The organism is Bradyrhizobium sp., assembly GCF_049519115.1.
Lineage (GTDB): Bacteria > Pseudomonadota > Alphaproteobacteria > Rhizobiales > Xanthobacteraceae > Bradyrhizobium.
On the sequence record NZ_JBEKRB010000145.1, the window covers coordinates 1 to 4598 of the forward strand.

Genomic DNA, 4598 nt, shown 5'->3' on the forward strand with positions numbered 1-4598 from the left:
GTAGCCCTTGCGCTTCCGGCCGTGCTGGACGCGCGCATATTTCGCCTGGGTGCGGTCGGTGCCATGTCCCGCGGCAGCAGCAACCTTCTCGCCGCCCCCGAATGTCGTCTTCAGATCGGCGATTACCTGGTTGCGTATCACGTAAGGCGTGATCGTCTCGTTGATTTCCGGTAGCGCCTCGCCGCCAAGCACGGCTAACGCCTTACGGACAGCGTTTTTGCTGATGGTGCTGATCACGAGGTGCCCCCCGGCGGCGGCGGACCGGGACGCAAGGAAAGCAGCAGCGTCACCCGCAATGGTCGGATCGACGGTGATGGTCGTGATCTCGGTCCCATAGAGGCCGCCGTGAGATTTGACCGGAGCGAACGTTATCGCGAGGCAATTCGACGAGCGCAGCTCGACCGTAACCCCATGCGACCACCCGGTCGGGCGGCGACCCGGCACGAGTTCCTCCGGGCGGACAGGCGTAAGCAGATGTAGGGCCAGCGCTTCACGATATTTCCACCCGCCGGCAGCCGCCCAAAGCCGGTCATCCCAGGCCTCCGGCAGGCTAGGGAGAACATGTTTTTTGCTGTTGGCGCCGCGTTGCCGATCAGAATTAGCGCATTGATGCCATCGCGACGTTGGACGCTCCCAAGGCAGAGCGTCGAGCGGCGCGGGCGGTTCGAGCACGAAGGCCGGTTTGATGCGTTCAACGGCGCGAAGTAATTTTCGAGCCCAATCCTGTACCATGGCAGTGTCCTGCCGCTCTCTGGCAGCGAGACACTGGTCTATCAGGCCTTCGAGGACGAGCTTGCCTCCATAGTGAAGGGCAGCGCGCCGAAGGTAGTAGGTGTCAAGCGCTATGCCTTCCTTTAGCGGATCGAGATTTCTCGATTGCCACATCCGCGTGAATTCCTTTTGATACGACTCGCGCGTCTGCTCGCTCACGGCACGATCAGGTACGAGCAGACTACAGGCCCGGGCTCTTTCGATGATTTCCGCCACGTGCATTTGCCCACCCTCGCTATTGTCGGCCTGGTTTCGCCCAATCTTGTCGGCCTATTCTGATGTCTTGTTGGCCTATCTGCGTCTAGCTTATCGGACTGGTCCGTCTATTGTCGGACTGTATTGATAGGCAGACCTGGCCAAACGACATCGTTTGCTTCACGTCCACCAAGCACACAATTTGTCTAGGCACCGTCCGATCTTGTTGTCTAGGCACCGCCCGATCTTGCGCATTTTCCGTTCGAGAAATCCGACCTGGGCTTGGCGAATTCGCCTGCGATGATCGACGAGCCGTTCACGTTCCGATCTATTCAGCAGTAATAATTGCCAAGACGGATGCCGCAGCAGCGATGCCCAGCTTTTCTTTGCGAGCCGCGCGATCAGGAGTCCGGCCGCCTGTCGCCCTCGCCGCTCGACCCTCGCAAGATCCCTTGAAAATCGGGACGGCAGACTAGGAAAACCTCAGGGCTGCGGCCGCCCCCTCCATGCACTTCCCGATCCAGGCCGATACGCGGCGCTGCACTACAGCGGCCGATAGCGTGTCGAGGGAGTTTCCGCGGTCATCCACCCACAGCTTTGCCAAATCAGCCGGATTGGCATGCACAAAATCCATAAAATTGATGCCCGCCCGCTCAATCGGCTGCCAAATCCTGTCGTCCATCCGACCAATTGCGAATTCCGTCACCCCGGCACGCAATTCGCGAAAGCGCGCCGCGTCAACGCCGATCGAGGCCGAATCGAAACCGGGCGGGAAGACGAGTCCAGTCCGTTCGTTCAGCACCCAGACAATTCGCCCTAACGGGAGCGCGTCGCGCGCCTTTTCGGTCGCGTCGATCAACGCTCGCATGGCGTCTCGGTTGGACGTTGTTACGAACATCAAGACCAACTGGCCGCCAGACGCGGCAATCACGCTGTCCAGACTGAGGGAATGCATGAGGCGAATGGTTGAAACATCATGCCCGGCAGCCGTGTCCAGAACGATCGAACCGCCGGTCTCAGCGGACCGCATAACGGCATCGGCCAATGGAGAGTAAGCGCGCAGGACCGCGAGCGGATCATCTGCAACCGCGTCCAGCAGGTCGATGTTGATTGTACGAACCCGCCCCTCGCCCAGCTTGACCGCCAGCCGGCTCTGCACGTCCGCCGAAAATACCTGAACGTCGGCCATAACGGACATCTTACACAGGGTGATGATTTCGGTCGTGAAGGACTTGCCCATTCCGCCGACCGCGCTTAGCACGGCTGTCAGGTGCCAACGTGCGGCAATATCAGCGGCAGATTCACGTTTAACTTTGGGCATTTAAGACTCTCGCTTGAGATCTAAGGCCATCAAAGCGCAATAAGCTGGACGAGTCCCCCACTGACCCTTCGTATGAAATCGTTAATTTGTCGTGATTTGTCGTGATTTGTCGTGACTTGTCGTGATTTGTCGTGACGTATTTGGTCAATATCTATAGGAGACCGGTATTTCAATGCCTTATTTTGGTTGCGGGTTATTGGAGGCTGCGCGGCACGCTCTGGCGACGCGACGAACAAGCAAAAAATCCGAAGTTGCTCGGGCAGCGTCTGCCAATTCGACAATTGTCGCAGGCTCGCCCGTTGCTCGTGCGGTCCGAACGGAGTTGCTGGAAATGTCGCCCATTTCCGCGCGACGGGCGCATTCAGTCAACGAATCTTCGATCACTGCACGGTAAGCCGTCATGCGTTCGACAAGGCGTCCGCGGCGACTCCTTAAGTCATGTCTCGCCCTATTGAGGACGTCGGCCAATCGTTGAGTGACGCTTTGGTGCGCATGAAGCGCAATCCAATTGGTGACAGCGCCGGAGACAATTTGCTCGCGTATCCAAGTCAAGTTCTCGGTGCCACCAGAGTCCGAGTTTGAGACGCGCAATATCTCGATCAGTTCGATCAGTGCCTTTCGGATCGACAACGGCGGTCGCTCAAACCTCGGCTCAAGGACCGTCTCAAGAACATCGAAGACGAGGCGCCCATCAGGCGATGGTTCGGCCCACTGGTCGAGGGAGCGCTGCCCTGGATTCTGTCGGTTCGGATCGCAAGTCGCCAATCGCACTCGTTGACGCACGACCTGAATGAAACGAAATGCGACCTCGGGTCCTCCCGCTATGAAACTTTCGATCCGCTGTCCGGCCGAGGGCCTTGAGTCCGAAGACCGACCGTAGAAATAATCTTTTGCCGCAGCATATGGGAACGGTGATATGCGAACCGCCAGCAAATGCGGTGTCCCAAGATTTTGCTGCATCGCCGCGTTCAGGACATGCGGTTCGACAGTTGCGCCGGTGACAGCCGTCCGTGGTGGCGCCAGTGCGAGCGGTTGACCGTGCACTCCATTCCAAGCCACGGGTGCCAAATCGCACGCCGAAAATGGATAGAGGCCCGCTAACGCAGCAACTGTCTCGGGCATAATTTGAGGCAAGTTGATCGGTTTTCCGGCAATCGCACACTTAGCCTCGTGCTCCAAGACGGAAAGCTCGCGCAAGACGTCGGAAATGAGGGGAGATTGGAGGCGCTCGACGGTTCGTCGCTGGTAGGCTAAAGATAGTTCAATCAGTCGATCGACGACGCCATCCACGTCTCGCTCTTTGATCCTAAAACGAGCAACGCATGCTTTGATATCGCTTCGGTCGATCATGCTTCAGATATCTTTGGAGCCGCGTCGGTGCAAAATTGCGTTCTTCGTGCTATGCGCCCCTGCTTCCCTGATCTTGCGCATGAACTCTTTCACATTTGGCGGCGATTTGTTCGTCGGCCCCTGGTTGTCGGACTGGTCATCTCTCTTCGCAGCCGCAGAATGAGGGCTATCGTCAGATGCGGTCTTGTCCGCATACGCCTTCGCCCGTTTGTGATAATTGTATAGTGATTGCGCGGAAAATTTAGCTTTCTTGCCGTTGACGCCCTGATCGGCGAGCACGTTTGCGAGAGTTGGATAGGTGTAACCCTCAGCCTGGAATCTATTGAGCACCTCTAAATTCCGGTTGAAAGCGGCCTGAGCCTTCGGCCGGCCCAAATCGGTCGTGCGTAATGCGTCGATGAGCGGCTGAAGCCATTCGAAGCTATTTTTCATATCGTCACCTCTGCTGCATCACAGGTCATCGTCCAGCGCCGAAATAGCGAACGCTCGTTTGCCAGAAGTCCCTCGGGGGTCGGCATCGCCGCATCATGTGGACCTATTTGGGTTGGCAATCCTACAATCGTAAGCAGATCCTTCCACCCATCTTTTAGACCGGCAAGCGCGTCAAGAGCATGATTCAAAGCAGCAGTGATCGCCTTGTCGAGCGGTGTTGGAACGGAATTATTACGGCTATTTCCAACCTGAACTCGAACGAGGTATTTGTTACGATCCTGCGGAAATGCCCAGCCTGATACCGCTTCGAGTGCTTCATGCGAGTACCGGGCCACCCTGGGATACTGCAGAGGAAAGCCGCATACTTCAAGGGGTCAATTTTGCTATCCCTAAATAACCTATTGTACTGTCAACAGATTTTGCAGTTAGCCCCCCTTTGGGAGATGCTCTGTTGACAGACAAGCGGTTTAACCGATGGATTGGCGGGTCAAGCCCAGCAATGACTATCGAGTTTCCATGAACCTCCAGT

5 protein-coding genes are annotated in these 4598 nt (G+C 57.0%); all 5 read right to left on the minus strand.

The window, feature by feature from the left end; translation table 11 throughout:
• A partial coding sequence (locus ABSE61_RS36040) for a hypothetical protein (RefSeq protein ID WP_423875925.1) occupies positions 1-885 on the minus strand: 885 nt, incomplete at its 3' end.
• Positions 886-1438: 553 nt separating this feature from the next.
• Positions 1439-2287, minus strand: coding sequence for a hypothetical protein (locus ABSE61_RS36045; RefSeq protein ID WP_423875926.1), 849 nt, complete (start codon positions 2285-2287; stop codon positions 1439-1441).
• A 177-nt stretch (positions 2288-2464) separates the two neighbouring features.
• On the minus strand, positions 2465-3637 hold the full coding sequence (locus tag ABSE61_RS36050; RefSeq protein ID WP_423875927.1) for a hypothetical protein: 1173 nt from the start codon (positions 3635-3637) through the stop codon (positions 2465-2467).
• A gap of 3 nt (positions 3638-3640) precedes the next feature.
• Complete coding sequence (locus tag ABSE61_RS36055; RefSeq protein ID WP_423875928.1) at positions 3641-4069, minus strand: hypothetical protein; 429 nt, start codon at positions 4067-4069, stop codon at positions 3641-3643.
• Complete coding sequence (locus tag ABSE61_RS36060) at positions 4066-4404, minus strand: hypothetical protein (RefSeq protein WP_423875929.1); 339 nt, start codon at positions 4402-4404, stop codon at positions 4066-4068. The genes ABSE61_RS36055 and ABSE61_RS36060 overlap by 4 nt, the downstream gene beginning before the upstream one ends.
• Positions 4405-4598 lie beyond the last annotated feature (194 nt).